This is a genomic window from Bacillus sp. KICET-3 (assembly GCF_033261025.1).
Taxonomy (GTDB): Bacteria; Bacillota; Bacilli; order Bacillales; family Bacillaceae; genus Bacillus; species Bacillus sonorensis.
The window spans coordinates 2,816,038-2,835,349 of the sequence record NZ_CP137345.1 but is presented as its reverse complement, the minus strand read 5'-3'; the positions used below and the strand labels follow the sequence as shown (position 1 = coordinate 2,835,349).

At 44.7% G+C, this 19,312-nt stretch carries 1 protein-coding gene; it reads left to right on the top strand.

Annotated features, from left to right (window positions below):
• The first annotated feature begins 107 nt into the window (after positions 1-107).
• The gene (locus R5H20_RS14480; protein ID WP_317907646.1) at positions 108-19,199 is read left to right on the top strand and encodes a non-ribosomal peptide synthetase; all 19,092 of its coding nucleotides are present in this window, start codon (positions 108-110) and stop codon (positions 19,197-19,199) included.
• The last annotated feature ends 113 nt before the right edge of the window (positions 19,200-19,312 follow it).

Here is a 19,312-nt window from a genome sequence, read left to right as displayed (position 1 = left end):
TCCGGGACATGATCGAAAAGCGCTGCTGCCGGGTCCGTTTTTTCCGGCGGCAGCCCAGATGATATGGATCTAGAAAACTAAGGAATTCTAGGAGATGAGATTACAATATGAAAACCAAAGTTGAGAAAATATATCCGTTATCAAACATGCAAAAAGGAATGCTGTTTCATGCCATGGAGGATAAAGCTTCAAATGCCTATTTCGAGCAATTTATCATCGGTATAAAAGGCTATGTAGATGAACAGTTATTTGAGGACAGCCTGAATGAAGTGATGAAACGGCATGAGATATTAAGAGCGTCATTTACTTACAAATTGGAGGAGCCGCTGCACGTCATCATTCAAGATCGGAAAATAAAATTTGAATATCGTGATATTCGTAATCAACATGACCAAGACGGAATGTTGAACAGATATTTGCAAGAAGATAAACAAAAGGGGTTTGATCTAGCCAAAGAAACCCTGATGAGAGCCTGCCTCATCAGGGTGACTGAGGATTCATATCAATTTGTCTGGACATACCACCACATTTTGCTTGACGGCTGGTGTCTGGGAATCATATTGAATGAGCTGTTTGCGATTTATGAAGCCAAACGGAAAGGCCACGATCATCACTTGGAGGAACCGAGGCCATACAGCGACTATATCAAATGGCTTGAAAGCCAGGACATGGAACAAGCGCAGGAATATTGGGAAACATATTTAGAGGGCTATGATCAAAAAGCGCTGATTCCAAAACTGCGGACGCACTCTAAAGCTGGCGTATATAAAAGAAAAGAAAAAACGATTGAGTGCTCCAAAGAACTGACAAACCGCATCATGAAATTGGCAAATAGAAATCATGTGACCATCAATACCGTCTTGCAAAGCATTTGGGCCATTGTCTTGGCCAAATACAATAACAGCGAAGATGTCGTGTTTGGAACCGTCGTCTCGGGAAGGGATGCCGAGGTCGAAGGAATTGAAAAAATGGTCGGCGTCTTCATCAATACAATCCCGACCAGAGTCAGACTGGAAAGAGACAAGAGTTTTAAGGATGTTTTAAGAATCACCCAGGCCGACGCTTTAGAGAGCAATCGCTACAATTACTTGAATTTGGCGGAGGTTCAATCGCTGAGCGAATTAAAACATGATCTGATCGATCACGTGATGGTATTTGAAAACTATGCAGTAGATCAAAAAGCGTTTGAACAGAGAAATGATTTAGGATTTGAAATCAATAGCCTCGACGGAGAAGAACAAACAAATTATAGTTTCAGCATTTCCGCCGGGCTTGACGACCGCTTAAAGCTGCTGCTTATCTATGACGGAAATGTTTATGGCGAAGACATCATCAATAACATTGAAAAGCACTTGATTGCCGTCGCAGAACAGGTGGCTGAACACGAAGAAAAAACATTAAGCGAAATCGACCTTGTGTCAGACGAAGAAAAGAATATCCTTTTATATCAATTCAATGACACCAAAACTGATTATCCAAAAGACAAAACGCTTCATCAGCTGTTTGAGGAACAGGCGGAGAAAACCCCTGACCGTACAGCCCTCGTGTTCGGCAGCCGAAGGATGACGTACAGAGAGCTGAATGAAAAAGCAAATCAGACTGCGAGGCTGCTCAGGAAAAACGGCGTTTCCCCAGGATCTGTCGCGGCGATCATGACAGAGCGCTCCTTCGAGATGATCATCGGCATCATGGGGGTGTTAAAAGCGGGAGGAACATACCTGCCGATCGATCCGGAAACGCCGAAGGACAGAATCGTCTATATGCTGCAGGACGCTAGGGCCGCCGTCATGCTGACAAACAGCGATGCCGTCAGTGAAATAGACTGTGAGGCGGAAATCATTCATTTGGACAAGGAAGAAGCGGACGGATTCAGCAGTGAGCCGCTGCACATGGCCAATGACTCCGGCGATGCCGCCTATATCATATATACATCAGGTTCAACGGGAATGCCGAAAGGCGTGGCTGCCCCGCACTACAGCGCCGTACGCGTCGTCCGGAATACCAATTATATCGACATCAATCACGACGATGTCATCCTCCAGCTGTCCAACTATTCGTTTGACGGATCGGTGTTTGATATTTTCGGCGCTCTATTAAACGGTGCATCGCTTGTTATGATCGAGAAAGACACGGTGCTGAATATCAGCGAACTCGCAGAAGTGATCAACAAACAACAGGTCAGCGTGATGTTCATCACGACGGCGCTCTTCAATACGCTCGCCGACATCGATATCGATTGTCTGGCCGGTCTGCGAAAAATCCTGTTCGGCGGTGAAAGGGTGTCAATGCCGCATGTGAAAAAAGTGCTGGACCGCATCGGGCCGGATAAGCTGATCCATGTGTACGGCCCGACGGAAAGCACGGTTTATGCGACATATTACTTCATCAATGACATCGATGAAGAAGTGGAAACGATCCCGATCGGCAGACCGCTGGCCAATACGTCGGCATTGATTATGGACGAACAAAGCCGTCTCCTTCCGATCGGGGTTCCCGGAGAGCTCTGCATTTCCGGAGACGGATTAAGCACAGGGTATTTAAACCGCGAGGAGCTGACAGCGGAAAAATTCATCCCTCACCCGTTCATCCCGGGGGAAAGGCTGTATAAGACGGGCGACTTGGCAAAATGGCTGCCTGACGGCAACATCGAATTTATCGGCCGGATCGACCACCAGGTGAAAATCCGCGGCTTCCGGATTGAGCTCGGCGAAATTGAAAGCCAACTAGAGAAGCACGACGACATCAATGAAACGATCGTCACCGTCAGGGAGGACGGGGAAAATCGCCCGTACATCTGCGCCTACATGACGTCAAAACGCGAGCTCACGGTTAAAGAGCTGAGAGAATTTTTGGGGCATAAGCTGCCTGACTACATGATACCCGCTTATTTTGTCAAGCTGGACAAGCTGCCGCTGACGAAAAACGGAAAAGTGGACAGAAAAGCATTGCCGGAGCCTGACAGAACTGCCGGCACGGAAACGGAGTATGAAGCGCCGCGGAATAAGACGGAAGAAAAGCTGGCATCGATATGGCGGGATATTTTAGACGTCGAGAGGATCGGAATGAATGATCATTTCTTTGACATGGGAGGCCATTCTCTCAAAGCGGCGGCGATGGCATCTAAAATCCGGAAGGAGCTGAAGACGGAAGTTCCTTTAAGACAAATCTTCAAAACGCCTACAATCAAAGGACTCGGAGAATATATTCAATCAACGAAAGAAAGCGTTTATTCTTCGATCAAACAAGTCGAAGAAAAAGAATATTATCACCTTTCATCTGCCCAAAAAAGATTATATATTCTCAATCAAATCGAAGGCAGCGGCTTGTCTTATAACATACCGTTTACAATGAAAGTAAAGGGCGACTTTGATAAACGCCGCTTTGAGAATGCGCTGAAAAAAATAACGGAAAGACACGAAGCATTTAGAACTTCCTTCATCATAGCGGATGGAGGGCCTGTCCAAAAGATTGAAAAAGAAATTGATTTTCAGCTCGAATACAGCGAGTTGGGATCCAAAAGCATTTCACAAAAAATTAAAGAGTTTGTCAGACCATTTGATTTAGAAAAAGCGCCGCTTTTTAGAGCCGAAGTGGCAAAGATTGCTGAAAAAGAGCATGTCATCATGTTTGATATGCACCATATCGTTTCAGACGGTGCTTCTATGGGCGTTTTAACAAAAGAAATTTGCGATCTGTACGAAGGAAAAGAACTGCCGCCGCTCAACATTCAATATAAAGATTATTCTGAATGGCAAAAAGAGTTTTATCAAAAAGATGAGATCCAAAAACAAAAACAATATTGGCTGAATGTCTTTAAAGAAGACATCCCGGTTCTCAATATGCCGACAGACTTCCCGAGACCGCAAATCCAAAGTGTGGAAGGCGACAGAATCGGTTTTAAAATTGACAGCGAATTGGCGAAGAATCTCAATCGCACCGCCAAAGAAAACGGCGTGACCATGTACATGCTTCTTCTGGCGGCGTATACGGTATTGCTATCAAAATACACAGGACAAGACGATGTGATCGTCGGATCGCCGATTCAAGGAAGACAGCACCATGATTTGAAGCATGTCATCGGGATGTTTGTCAATACGCTTGCCATGAGAACATATCCGAAAGGCGAAAAGACATTTGCTGAATATATAAAAGAGGTAAAAGAAACTGCGCTGAAAGCGTATGAACATCAAGATTATCAATTTGATGACCTTGTTGAACAGCTTGATCTCAATAGAGACATGAGCAGAAATCCGCTGTTTGATACGATGTTCGTCCTGCAAAATCTTGATCATGCGGATGCTGATATAAAAGGATTGACGTTTGAAACATATGAAAGCGACATTCATATTTCAAAATTTGATTTCACATTATCGGCTGTAGAAAAAAACTCCGGCATAGAGTTTGATTTGGAATATTGCACGAAGCTCTTTAAAAAAGAGACGATTGAAAGAATGTCCGAGCATTTTGTCCGCGTGCTAAACGAGATTTCCAGTCATCCTGACATTCAGCTCAGTCAAATCGAGATCATGTCAGAGGATGAAAGGAACATGCTGTTTTATCAGTTTAATGATACAAAGACAGATTATCCAAAAGACAAAACAATATGTCAGCTGTTTGCGGAACGGGCTGCAAGAATACCGGACCATACAGCGCTCGTATTCGAAGATCAAAAGCTGACTTACCGGGAATTAGATGAAAGGTCAAATCAATTAGCGGGATTTTTAAGAGAAAAAGGTGTGGAACCGAACACAGCAGTTGGCATCATGGTGGAGCGCTCTCCTGAGATGATCATCGGAATCCTGGGAATCTTGAAGGCCGGCGCCGCATATTTGCCGCTGGATCCGGCATATCCGGAAGACAGGATCAAATATATCCTTGAAGACAGTCAAACGAAGATTCTCCTGACGCAAGATGCGCTCATGAAAGAACGGACTTTGATAAAAGATGCCGCTATTATGAAAATCGACATCCGCGACAACCAGATCGTGAGGCGGAATGCGGATCGTTTGCCTCATTTTCCTCACGCCGGGGATCTGGCATACATCATCTATACTTCAGGTTCTACGGGAAAACCGAAGGGTGTATTAATCGAACAAAAAGGATTGTGCAATCTCGTTCATGCAGTCATTGACCTGATGCAACTCAAGACGGACAGCAGAGTGATTCAATTTGCTTCCCTTTCATTTGATGCATCAGCATTTGAAATATTTTCAGCGCTTGCAGCCGGGGCCGCTTTGGTTCTGGGCCGCCAAGAGGATATGATGCCGGGACAGGCGTTAACAAGCTTTTTGCGCCATCATGAGATCACTCATGCGACTTTGCCTCCGACGGTTCTCAATGTTTTGGATGAATCTCAATTGGATCATCTCAAAGTCATCGTATCCGCAGGTTCTGCGTGCAGTGAAGAACTTGCAACCAGATGGTCCGGCAAACGGATGTTTATCAATGCTTATGGACCAACGGAAACGACGGTTTGTGCAACTGCGGGGGTATACAGAGGAACCGGGCGCCCTCATATCGGCAGTCCGATTGCAAATACAAACATATACATTATGGATCAAAACGTGCAGCCTGTCGCGACAGGCATTGTTGGAGAGGTTTGCGTCGGCGGAATCAGTCTGGCCCGCGGATATTTAAATAAACCGGAACTGACAGCCGAAAAGTTTATACCCCATCCATTCGTGCCAGGGGAGCGACTTTACCGGACAGGGGATCTGGCCAGATGGCTGCCTGACGGAAATCTCGAATTTTTAGGGAGGATCGATCATCAGGTGAAAATTCGCGGCTACCGGATTGAACTTGGTGAAATCGAAAATCAATTGCTCAAGCATGACAATATAGAAGAAGCAGCAGTCATAGCAAGAACGGGCAAAGACAATAACGATTATTTATGCGCTTATATCGTTTCTCAAAAACAATTGACGGCAACAGAGGTGAGTGAGTGGCTGGAAAAAGAGCTTCCTCATTACATGATTCCGGCGTATGTTGTCAAACTTGATAAGCTGCCGCTGACGTCAAATGATAAAGTTGATCGAAAAGCATTGCCTGAACCTGACATGAGCATCGGCACAGGAGCGGAATACGAAGCACCGCGAACTGATATAGAGGCGGCACTTGTGGAAATATGGCGGGATGTGCTCGGCGCAGGAGATATCGGCATCAGCCACCATTTCTTTGCGTCAGGAGGAGATTCGATTAAGGCGCTGCAAATTGTATCAAGGCTTTCAAGGCTGAATCTGAAGCTTGAGATAAAGGATTTGTTTGCCAACCCTAAAATTAAGGATCTCAGCAAATATGTCAAAAAAGAAAGCAAGCAGAAAAAAGCTTATGACATGGTTGAAGGAGAAACAGAATTAACACCGATCCAAAAATGGTATTTCACGAAAAACAAAGAGGAGCTTGACCACTTTAACCAGTCATTTGTCCTCTTTAGAAAAGACGGCTTTAACGTAAACTGCGTAAGAAAAGCCTTCAATAAAATATTGGAGCACCACGATGCACTGAGGATGATCTACAAAGAAAAAGCCGGAGAAATCATTCAATTGAACAGGGGCTATCAGGCCAACCTTTTCGATTTATATGTTCATAACCTGAAAGGCATAGAAAACAAAGCGGAAAGAGTCTATGAACTGGCGACCGGCATTCAAAAGAAATCGTCCATTAAAGACGGGAAATTGGTCAATCTCGGCATCTTTCAATCAGACGAGGGCGACCATCTTCTCATTGTAATCCATCACCTTGTCGTTGACGGGGTATCGTGGAGAATCCTGTTCGAAGACTTTGAAACATTATACAGTCAGGCATTAAAAGGTGAAACGCTCGACATTGGATACAAAACAGATTCCTATCAGGAATTTGCCCGACAATTAAAGGCGTATGCCGCAAACCGCAAATTATTGAATGAGGCAGAGTATTGGCGAGATATTGCAAAAGCGGAGGTCCGATCCATTCCTCAGCAGCAAACATTAACAAGAGACGCATTTGAAAACAGCACGACATTCAGCATCACACTAGACAAAGAGACGACCGCGGCTCTGCTGAAAAAAACAAACAGAGCCTACCACACGGAAATCAACGATATTTTATTAACGGCGTTATTAGCCGGAGTCAGGGACATCACCGGAGAAAACAAACTGAAGGTGATGATGGAAGGCCACGGCCGCGAAGACATTCTGGAAGGCGTTGATATCAGCAGAACGGTGGGCTGGTTTACGACGATGTACCCGGTGCTGATAGACTTGGGTGAAGAGACGGACATATCCCGGAACATCAAAATGGTCAAAGAGACGTTGAGAAAAATACCGAATAAAGGAATAGGCTATGGAATCTTAAAATATTTAGCAGATGACCCTGAGCTGATCCATGAAGAAAAGCCGCAGATTTCATTCAACTATTTAGGCGAAATCGATGCCGACATGAACCGGGGCGAATTTTCCGGATCGGATTTTTCTGAAGGCGAAAGCATCGGCGGAAAAATCGCCAGGAGCCATTCAATCGAAATCAATTCCATCGTCATCAATCATGAGCTGGTGATTCATACAACCTTTAATGAATGGGAATACGCAAAAGAAACGATCAGGCACCTGAATGAAGCATATAAAGAAAACCTCGAAAACATCGTCAGCCATTGCCTAAGCCGGACGGAAAGCGAAAGAACGCCGTTTGACTACGGAGATACAAACATCAGTTTAGACGAACTTGAACAAATAAAAGGCAAATACAAAGACGCCAACATTGAAAAAATCTATCCGCTGGCCAATATGCAAAAGGGAATGCTGTTTCATGCCATCGAGGATCAAACGTCAAACGCATATTTTCAGCAAACGATCATGCATCTTGAAGGATATGTTGATCCGGACATACTGGAGAAAAGCTTCAATGAGATCGTCAAAAGGCACGAAATCTTGAGGGCATCATTTGAATACGAAGTCGTTGAGGAGCCGAGACAAATCATTATTGAAAATCGGAAAATAGATTTCTACTATTACGATATCGCAAAGAACAGTCCGGCTCAAAAGGATAGATTAATCGAACGATATATCAATGAAGATCGGGAAAAAGGCTTTGATATAAGCAAAGATACGCTAATGAGGGTTTATTTGATCAAAACGGACGGCCAATCCTATCAATTGGTATGGAGCCATCATCATATCTTATTGGATGGCTGGTGCCTCGGCATTATCATGGGCGAGCTGTTCGCCATCTATGAAAACATCGTGAAAGGAGAAGCGCATCGATTAAAAGAACCGAAGCCGTACAGCGATTATATCAAGTGGCTGGAAAAGCAGGACAAAGATGAAGCCCGCCAATATTGGCATAAATATTTGCAAGGCTATGAAGAACAGGCGCAAATCCCTAAATTAAAGAACGGTAAAAACGGCAGCCGGTATGACAGGCAAGAAAAAGTTATCAGCTTTTCAAAACAGCTTACCAATCAAATCAAACAAGTGGCCAGCGGCAACAGCGTAACCGTTCATACGGTGCTGCAGACCATTTGGGGACTTGTTTTAGCAAAATACAACAATATAGAAGATGTTGTGTTTGGAACAGTCGTTTCGGGAAGGGAAGCAAAAGTAGACGGCATAGAAGACATGATCGGGCTGTTTATCAATACCATTCCGACCAGAATCAAATTTGATCAAAGCAAAGGAATGAACGACGTCCTTAAAACGGTGCAGGCGGAAGCGATCGAAAGCAATCGCTACAATTATATGAATCTTGCTGAAGTTCAGGCTTTAAGCGGCTTAAAAAAAGATCTGATCGATCATATTCTTGTGTTTGAGAATTATGAAGTTGAGGTTCAGCTTTTGGAACAAACCCAAATGGAGACAGGTTTTCAAGTGAAAGGGATAAGCGCGGCAGAACAAAGCAACTACAGCTTTAGCATGTCAGCCACTCCGGGCGAAAGGCTGACACTTGTTTTAACATATGACGGCAATGTCTATGACGCGGAAATCATCAACAATATCGAAAACCATATCAAAAGAGCCGTTGAGCAAGTGGCGGCAAATGAAAACAGGAAAATAAGCGAAATAGACATACTTTCGGAACAAGAAAAAAGAACGATATTATATGATTTCAACGATACTGCTGCTGATTATCCAAAAGACAGCACGATCCATCAATTGTTTGAAGAACAGGCGAAACGGACGCCTGAACAAATTGCCGTCGTGTTTGAAGAAGAGAAGCTCACTTACAGAGAACTGAATGAGAGGTCCAATCAGCTCGCGGGGCTGTTAAGGGAACTGGGCGTAACGCCTAACAAGATCGTCGGCGTAATGGCAGAACGGTCAGCAGAGATGATCATCGGCATCATGGCGGTGCTGAAGTCCGGTGGAGCCTACTTGCCAATCGATCCAGAGTATCCCGAAGACCGGATCAAATATATGCTCGAAGACAGCGGAATAGACATATTGCTGAAAAAGACAGGCAGACAAATAAACGTCGATCTCACCTGTATTGATATGGGCAAACAAGGGCTTACAGAAGGCAGATGCACAGACAATCTGCCGCATTTCGGCAACTCTTCTGATATGGCCTATGTCATCTATACATCAGGTTCGACCGGCAAACCAAAAGGTGTCATGGTCAATCACCAATCGATTGTAAACACGCTGTGCTGGAGAAAACAATCGTATCGATACACTCCAGCCGATGCAACGCTGCAAGTGCCGTCCTTTGCATTTGACAGCTCAGTCGAAGATATTTTCACCACGCTCCTGTCGGGAGCGAAGCTGGTTTTAATCAAAGATTTGAAAGTGAACGCCAGTGACATCATCAGCACGATTCGAGCACATCAAGTGACAAATTTTCTCGCTGTCCCAAGCTTTTATCAAACTTTGTTAAATACGATCGACCATCCTTTAGAGAACTTGAGATTTGTCACGATCGCGGGTGAAAGCTGTAATGACCATCTTTTACAGCAGCATTTTGAGAAACTTCCAGACGTTCAATTATTTAATGAATACGGACCGACGGAAAACAGCGTTTGTTCGACATGGAGGGAATTGCGGCCGGGTGACCAAAAGGTTCTGATCGGCAGACCGATCAGCAATCACAAGGTGTATATCCTTGATGGCGAACAGAGGTTAGTGCCGATCGGAACTCCAGGGGAACTTTGTTTAAGCGGGGAAGGCCTTGCTCGCGGATATATAAACAACCCCCGCCTTACCGCTGATAAATTTGTTTCAAACCCGTTTGTTCCGGGAGAAAACATGTATCGTACGGGAGATCTCGCAAGATTTCTGCCGGACGGGAATATCGAATATTTAGGAAGAATCGACCACCAAGTCAAGATACGCGGATACAGAATCGAACTTGGGGAAATCGAAAACCAATTGCTGAAGCATGAACAGATTCAGGCAGCGGCAGTCATTGCGAGAGAAGATCAGGACGGCGGCAAATACCTTTGTGCGTATATCGCATCAGAAAAGGCAGTCGCAACAGCAGACATCAGAAAAGGTTTGTTGAAAGAACTTCCGGATTACATGGTTCCGCCATACTTTGTAGCACTTGACCGGCTGCCGCTTACGGCAAATGGAAAAATAGACAGAAAGGCGCTTCCGGAACCGGCCGGCTATGTCAGCTCCGCAACGGAGTATGAAGCGCCGCGGAATGCAGTGGAAGAAAAGCTTGTCTCGCTTTGGCAGGACGTTTTGGGAATCGATAACATCGGAATCAGCCACAATTTCTTCGAGGCGGGCGGTCATTCTCTCAAAGCCGCGGCTTTAGCTGCCAAAATGCATAAAGAACTAAAGGTTGAAATCCCGTTAAGGCAAATATTCGAAACCCCGACAATCAAAGATCTGGCCGAATTGATCAAATCAGCAAAAGAAAGTCCTTATGCCTCCATCAAAAAAGCGGATGAAAAAGAGTATTACACTTTGTCATCGGCGCAAAGAAGGCTGTATATCCTCAATCAAATCGAAGGCGACGGCATTGCCTACAATATGCCTTTCGTGATGAAAATTGAAGGCCATTTTGATGTGCAGCGGTTTGAAGCGGCTTTTCAGCAATTGATTCAACGGCACGAGGCTTTGAGGACGTCGATATTGATGGTTGAAGGGGAACCAGTGCAGAAAATCGAAAAGGAAATCGATTTTAAACTGAAATACGGCCATTTGGGAACAGAGCGCATCGAAGAAAGAATCAAATCGTTCATCAGGCCGTTTGATCTGGAAAAAGCGCCGCTTTTAAGAGCGGAAGTATTAAAAGTAAGTGATGATGAACATATGATGATGTTCGATATGCATCATATTATTTCTGATGGCGTGTCTTTGACCGTTTTGACGAAAGATCTGGCCGAGTTATATGAGGGGAAACAATTGCCGCCGCTTGCGATTCAGTACAAAGATTTTTCAGAATGGCAAAAACAATTTTATCAGAAGGAAGAGATAAAGCGGCAGGAAGACTACTGGCTGAATGTCTTTCAAGATGAAGTGCCGGTTCTGAACTTGCCGACGGATTATAAGAGGCCGCAAAAACGCCATTTTGAAGGGGATGTCTTTCAATTTGAAATAGACGGCGAAACGTCGGCCAAGCTGAAGAAGCTGGCAAAAGACAATGGCGCTACGATGTATATGCTGCTGTTAGCAGGCTACACAACGCTGCTTTCAAAATATACGGGTCAAGAGGATATCGTCGTTGGCTCCCCAATTGCGGGAAGACACCACAGCGATTTGAAACATGTCATCGGAATGTTTATCAACACGCTTGCGATGAGGAATTATCCAAAAGGCGACATGACATTTACCGATTATATAAAACAGGTGAAAGAAACGGCGCTGAAAGCATATGAAAATCAGGACTATCAATTTGACGAACTGGTTGAAAAACTGGATCTGAGACGGGACATGAGCAGAAATGCGCTGTTTGATACAATGCTCGTTCTGCAAAACTTTGACAGTGGTGAATTTGACATTCAAGGCTTAACATTTAAACCGCTTCAAACGGACATGCGGGTATCAAAATTTGATTTGACGCTCACAGCTGCTGAAACAGATGATGGCGTACAATGCGTCCTCAATTACTGCACAAAACTATTTAAGAGGACAACGATTGAAAGGATGGCAGGGCACTTTGTCAATATTTTGAAGGAAGTAACAAACCGCCCGGACATTCAATTAAACGAAGTCAATATGTTGTCAAAAGAAGAAATCAGTACGCTTCTCTTTAAGCACCAGGGGAAACAAGCCGACTATCCAAAGGATCGGACGGTTCATGGGCTGTTTGAGAAACAGGCTGATAAAACGCCGGACAAAACGGCAGTGGTGTTTGAGGAGAGAAAGCTGACGTACAGGGAACTGAACGAAAAATCAAATCAATTGGCGCGACTGCTGAGGGAAAAAGGGGCAGGCGGAGACACCGCCGTTGCAATTATGGTTGAACCGTCGCTTGACATGGTCGTTGCCATCATGGCGGTGCTTAAAGCCGGATCCGCATATGTACCGGTCGATGCGGAGCAGCTTGTCAAAAGAACAAACGATATTCTAAAAGACAGCGGGGCATCCATCTTGCTGGTGAAGGGCTCTGTCATAGAAAACATCCAATTTGACGGAGAGGTCGTCAATATTGATGACGGCGCCATCTATACAAATGATGCCACAAACCTGCCGGCATGCAGCGCAGCCGAAAAGCACGCATACATCATTTACACGTCAGGCTCCACCGGAAAACCGAAAGGGGTTCTGGTCAGACATCATAATGTGGTGAACTATACAGCCTGGTTTATAAAGGAAGCGAATCTGAAAGAATACGATAAAGCAATGCTTGTGTCTTCTTACGCGTTTGATTTAGGCTATACAAGCATATTTTCATCCCTGTTGAGCGGAAGCGAGCTTCATATTGTTAGAAAAGAACGCTATACAAATGCACAGCAAGCCTTGAAGTATATAAAAGAAAATGGAATCACCTATATGAAGCTGACGCCGTCGCTATTTCACATTTTAGTCCATGATCCGTATTTTTCCGCTGAAAAGGCCTGTGAAAAACTCCGATTGGTCGTGTTGGGCGGAGAGATGATCAACACAAGAGATATAGAAGCGTTTTTCAAGCAATATCCGGATCATCTGATTATGAACCATTACGGACCTACCGAAACGACAATCGGCTCTGTTTTTCAAGTAATCGATGCAGACAGCCTTCATTCTTTCAAAGAATGTCCGGTTATCGGCACTCCGATCCATCATACAAAGGTATATGTATTGGACCAACACATGAAGCCCGTTCCGGAAGGTGTATTCGGAGAATTGTGTATTGCTGGAGACGGGGTGACAGACGGCTATATCAACAGACCTGATTTGACGGCTGAAAAATTCGTCAGACATCCTTTTGAACAAAATCAGAGAATGTACCGGACAGGAGATCTCGCCAGAAGATTAAGCGATGGAAGCATCGAGCTTTCAGGGCGGATGGACAGCCAAGTGAAGATAAGAGGCTACAGAATAGAAACGGAAGAAATCAAAAACAGGCTATTAAAACATGAACATATAAGGGAAGCCCTGATCGCTGTCAGAGAAGATAAGGATGGCGGCAGACAGCTTTGTGCATATGTGGTAGCAGAAGCGAAAGTGACTTTCCGGGACATCAGAACGTATCTGAAGGATGAGCTCCCTGAATACATGATTCCGTCCTATGTGGTCCAGGTTGAAAGCATGCCGCTGACAGCCAACGGAAAAGTCGATGCAGCCGCATTGCCTGAACCGGAAATCGCAGCGGAGGCTGCATATGAGGCACCGCGGAACGATATGGAAGAAAAGCTTGTCATGGTGTGGAAGGAAGTCCTGGGTGTTGACAATATAGGGATCACACATAACTTCTTTGCCGCAGGGGGAGACTCCATCAAAGCGCTGCAGATTATATCAAGATTATCAAGGGAAGGCATTGCGCTCGACATGAAGGATTTATTTGCCAACCCGGAAATCAAGTTTTTGAGCAAATATGCGAAAGCCGAATCAAACAAAACAGCATCATATGAAACGGTACAGGGAGAGGTTCTGTTAACGCCTATTCAGCAGGAATTCTTCGCACAGAACAAACAAAGCAGAAACCATTACAATCATGCGGTCATGCTGTATAGAAAAAGCGGCTTTAACGAGGACCTGATCAGACATCTATTTGAAAAACTAGTAAGGCACCACGATGCCCTGCGGATGGTATTTAAAGAAGAAAACGGAACGGTTATCCAGTATAACCAAGAGCCGGACAACCATCAGTTTGATTTATTTGTATATGATGTCTCCCGTGAAAAAGAACAGCGTCAAAAGGTTCATCAATTGGCAACGGCGCTTCAGCAAAGCATTGATATCAAAAATGGTCCGCTGGTGAAAGCGGCGATATTTAAAACGAATGAAGGGGACCACCTTTTGATCGCGATCCATCATCTGGTGATTGACGGCATTTCCTGGAGAATCTTATTCGAAGACTTAGCGCTTGGGTACAGTCAATTATTAAACGGAAGAGAAGTAGAGCTCTATCCAAAAACGGCCTCCTATCAGGAATATGCGCAGAAATTACTGGACTATTCAAAAACCGGGAAACTGCAGAAGGAAAAGGATTACTGGCGCCAGGCTTTACGTGAACACATACCATTTTTAGAAATGAAAGAAGACATCGGCATATTCAAATATGATGACAGCGAAACCGTAAGCGCGGAACTCGGAGAAGAGGAAACAAGACAGCTGTTAAGAGAAACAAACCAGGCTTATCATACGGAAATCAATGATATTTTGATCACAGGGCTCTTTGTGGCCGCAAGGGAATTGACAGGTCAAAACAAGCTGAGGATCACCATGGAAGGGCACGGAAGAGAACAGATGATGGACGGTATCGATGTCAGCCGGACGATAGGGTGGTTTACGTCTAAATACCCGGTATTCATCGATTTGGGAGAAGAAAAAGACATCTCCCAAAATATAAAAATGGTCAAAGAGCATTTGAGAAAAATACCGAACAAAGGAATAGGCTACGGGATATTAAAATATGTAGCAAAAGACGCAGACATCATAAAGGATGGCAAATCTCCAATTTTGTTTAATTATTTGGGACAGCTCGATGAAGACATCGATAATGAAGAATTTTCTTCGTCGCGGCTGTCGCCGGGAGAATCGATCGGACGCGGCATCATTAGAGAGCATCCGATCGAAATCAATGCCATCGTATTTAATGGGCGGTTAACCATTCAAACGACATACAATACGAAAGCATACAATGAAGACATTGTCAGAACCTTTACAGAGACATATAAAGAAGCCCTTAAAACCGTCATCTCTCACTGCTTATCTAAAGAAGCGGCAGAAAAAACGCCGTCTGATTACGGAGACAAGGACATCACCTTATATCAGCTCGAGGAAATCAAGCAGAAATATAAGGGAATGGAAATCGAAAAAATATATCCGCTCGCAAACATGCAAAGGGGCATGCTGTTCCATGCGCTCGAAGACAAGGAGTCCAAAGCGTATTTTGAACAAATGTCAATAAACATGAAAGGATATATTGATGAAAGATTGTTTGAAGAAAGCTTTAATGACATCATCAACAGACATGAAATCCTAAGGGCTTCGCTTGAATATGACATAACGGATGAACCAAGAAATGTGATCATCAAGGACAGAAAGATTCACCTGCTGTATCTTGATGTCAGACATCAAAGTCCTGGCGAACGCGAGCAGGCGATTCAAAAGTATCTCAAGGCAGACAGGGAAAAAGGTTTTCATTTAAGCAAAGAAGCACTGATCAGAGCGGCGCTGATCAGAACCTCAGAGGACAGCTATACATTCATATGGACAAACCACCACATTCTCCTCGATGGCTGGTGCCGGGGAATCATTTTGGGGGAGCTGTTCCATATCTACAACAAGAAAGCAGCCGGCCGACTGCCTCAGCTGCAAGAGGCAAGACCGTACAGCGATTATATTAGATGGCTCGGCGAACAGGATAAAGAAGCCGCAAAAGCGTATTGGAAAAACTATTTATCGGGTTTTGCCGAAAAATCGCCAATGTCGGTATTGGGCAGCCAATCCGGTCGTGGCGGGTATCAAAGAAAAGAAGCGGTGGTTGAATTCTCAACAGAGTTGACCCGCCGGCTTACAGAGCTTGCCAATCGAAACAGCGTAACCCTCCACACAGTATTGCAAAGCATTTGGGGTATTTTGCTGGCAAGATACAACAACACGAAAGATGTGGTATTCGGAACCGTCGTCTCGGGCCGGGATGCACATGTAGCCGGGATAGAGAAAATGGTCGGACTTTTCATCAACACCATACCGACTAGAATCAGGCTTGAAAAAAATAAAAGCTTTAGGGACATGTTAAAGAAAGTGCAGGAAGACGCTTTAGAAAGCGGCAAATACAATTACATGAACTTGTCGGAAGTGCAGTCGCTCAGTGAATTAAAAAGAGATCTGCTCGACCATGTGATGATTTTCGAGAATTATGCAATTGATCAAAGCGCCTTTGAGTCTGACGGCAAACAAGGTCCGGAATTTGTCTTTGAAGAAATCGATGCTGAAGAGCAAACCAATTACGGATTTAATATTGTGGCAGTTCCAGGCGACCGGTTAGTTATTAAATTCACGTATGACGGAAATGTGTATCATGATCAAATCATACACAATGTGAAAGGACACCTGCAGCATGTGACGGAACAGGTTGTGAAGAATGAAGACCGCGCAGTAGACGACATCAGGATCCTTTCGGATGAAGAAAGAAATCTGCTCTTGTACGAGCTGAATGATACAAAGGCGGACTATCCGAAAGATAAGACCATCCATCAGTTATTTGAAGAACAAGCCGAGAGAACCCCTGAACATGCAGCGGTTGTGTTTGGCAATGATAAGCTGACATACCGGGAGCTTGATGAAAAATCAAATCAGCTTGCAAGACATCTCAGAGAAAAAGGGGTAGGATCAGATACGATTGTCGCCATTATGGCGGAACGCTCAATTGGCATGATGGTCGGCATCATGGGGATTTTGAAGGCCGGCGGTGCCTATTTGCCAATTGACCCTGATTATCCGGAGGATCGAATCAATTATATGCTTGAAGACAGCGGAGCGGGCATCATCCTTTTGGATAAGAGCCGCAGCGGACATCACCAGGATGCCGTATATTTGGACGGCGACTTCAGCGGCTATCCGGCTGATCGCCTGGAACCGGTCAGCGATCCTGACAGTCTCGCTTATATCATCTACACATCAGGCTCGACGGGCAAACCGAAAGGGACGATGATCAGGCAAAGAGGATTGGTGAATTATATTACATGGGCAGACCAGGTCTATGTCCGGGGCGAAGCGCTCGATTTTGCCCTCTACTCATCAGTTGCGTTTGATCTGACGGTGACATCCATCTTCACGCCTCTCATCTCAGGCAATAAAGTGATTGTCTATCAGCATGGCGAAGATGGCGAACCGATTATCAGAACAGTGTTTAAGGACAATAAAGCCGGGATTGTCAAATTAACGCCGTCGCATTTAAGCCTTGTCAGAGACATCGATGGCCGCACATCAAGCATAAAACGGCTGATCGTAGGCGGAGAAGATTTAAAATCCGAATTGGCCAAAGACATTTCTGAAAGGTTCCAATACAAGCTTGATATTTACAATGAATACGGACCGACAGAAACGGTTGTCGGCTGCATGATTTATCAATATAAGGCCGACCGGGATCGCCATGTATCCGTTCCTATCGGCAAACCGGCCCACAATGTCCAGCTTTACATTTTGGACGATCGGAAAGAAGTGCAGCCGGTCGGAATTGCCGGTGAACTGTATATTAGCGGAGATGGAGTGGCGAAAGGCTATCTGAACAAGCCGAAGCTGACGGCAGAAAGATTTCTGCCAAATCCGTTCTCACCTGGTGAAAGAATGTACCGAACAGGAGACCTGGCAAAGATGAAGCCGGATGGGAATATTGAGTTTCTGGGAAGGATCGACCACCAGGTGAAGATTCGGGGGTATCGCATCGAGCTTGGCGAAATAGAGAATCAATTATTAAAACATACGGATATTAAAGAAACGGCAGTAGCCGCAAAAACAGACCGCAACAACAATCAGTACCTTTGTGCATACGTCGTTTTAGAAACAGAGAATGAAATCAACCAGGCGGAAATAAAAGGGTTTTTGTCAAAAGAGCTTCCGGACTATATGGTGCCGTCCTATGTGGTAACGCTTGATGAATTGCCGCTTACGCCAAATGGAAAAGTAGACGTGAAGGCACTTCCCGAGCCGGATGTAAAGGCGGCAGCAAAAGCGGAATACGAGCCCCCAGGCAATGAGCTAGAGGCGAAAATAGCCGCCATTTGGGAAGACATCTTGAGTATCAAACCGATCAGTGTGAACGCAAACTTATTTGATATCGGGGCAAACTCCCTGAACATCATGTCATTTGTGTCAAGACTGTATACTAAGCTCGGCTTTAGAGTCCCGTTTAAGGACATTTTTTCCAAGCCGACCATTCACCAGCTGGCAGGCTTCCTGCAGCACGCGCAAGATTTGTTAAAAGACTACACAGATGACTGCATCCAGCTGAGCAGTGCGGCGAAAGACGGCAAAAAATTGTTTTGTTTTCCGCCGGCGGCTTCGATGGGCATCGCCTATATGGGCCTGGCCAAACATCTGGATCAGTATTCGGTATACAGCTTCAACTTTATTCAATCTGAAAATCGGATTGAAAAATATGCCGACATCATGACCAATATTCAAGGAGAAGGGCCATATACGTTAATCGGATATTCGTCAGGAGGCGTGCTGGCGTTTGATGTTGCAAAAGAATTGAACCGGCGGGGATATGAGGTTGAAGATCTGATCATCATTGACTCAAAATACCGTACAGAAGCGGAGAAACACCAGTACACAGAGGAGGAATACAAGAAGGAGATCTATAAAACGTTTGAGCTTGAGAAATATAAAGATTTAGAAAAATTAATGAGCGACTATTTAGTGGAATTAATCACAAAGTCTTACGTATATGTGCACAATACGTTGACATCCGGCACAATTGACGGCAGTATCAGCTACATCAAGTCAGTGAAAAAACAGAACGTTGACAACATCATGCTGTGGGAAAAAGCGACGGCAAAGGCGTTTACAGTCGTACAAGGGGCTGGAGAACATATGCAGATGATTTCTAAAACCCACCCAGACATTCTCGCGCGAAACGCCAAACTGATTCATGACATCGTCAATAAGACTGTAAGGATTTAAGGAAAAAGGCATCCTGTTCGGATGCCTTTTTGGTATAGTTGCTTTCACGAAGAAATCAACTCTCTGCTATAATGAAAATCAAAGAAAAGAGAGGAAGCATTTCAAAAAACAAG